Annotated in this window: 1 protein-coding gene; it reads left to right on the top strand. The window is 42.2% G+C overall.

Going from position 1 to position 460, the window contains the following annotated elements; all coding sequences use genetic code 11:
- Positions 1 to 219 (top strand): hypothetical protein (locus KJQ97_RS09425; RefSeq protein WP_214120696.1); only part of this gene is annotated, 219 nt, incomplete at its 5' end.
- Positions 220 to 460: the final 241 nt, after the last annotated feature.

Below are 460 nucleotides of genomic sequence, written 5' to 3'. Positions count from 1 at the left end.
AGATCTTGCCGATCTCACTGGACTTGCGGAAGAGGAAGTGCGAAAGTGGTTGAAATAGATTGCCTATCATTTGTTGAAGCCGTTTGGCATTCATCCGAAGAAGTAGTGGAAACGTTAGAAAACCTGCCGCCTAATAAGGCTTTGCTGCTCCATCGAAAAAAAAACAGATGCAGCACTCGGAAGGGTAAGAAAAATGAAAGCGCACTTGCATGGAACTGAAGGATCTCACTTTCCTTTTAAAGGACTATTCCATGCAAGAGCTATTTTATATCCCCTAATTTTTGAGCTACGGGTATTATTCAATAGAAACCATGCTGGTCACTCAGCATGTTGGTATCAAAGACTTTAGCGATTGTGCAAACCGTCGAATTCCCTCAGGAATGGATTTTGTTTCTACTCGGCCGTAGGTAAAACGTATATATTTATGATCCGATCCTAATGTGCTTCCCGGTGCAAAAAC

Source organism: Campylobacter sp. 2018MI01 (assembly GCF_018501205.1).
Taxonomy (GTDB): domain Bacteria; phylum Campylobacterota; class Campylobacteria; order Campylobacterales; family Campylobacteraceae; genus Campylobacter_E.
The sequence above is the reverse complement of the archived record's forward strand: the minus strand, read 5'-3'. Positions and strand labels throughout refer to the sequence as shown.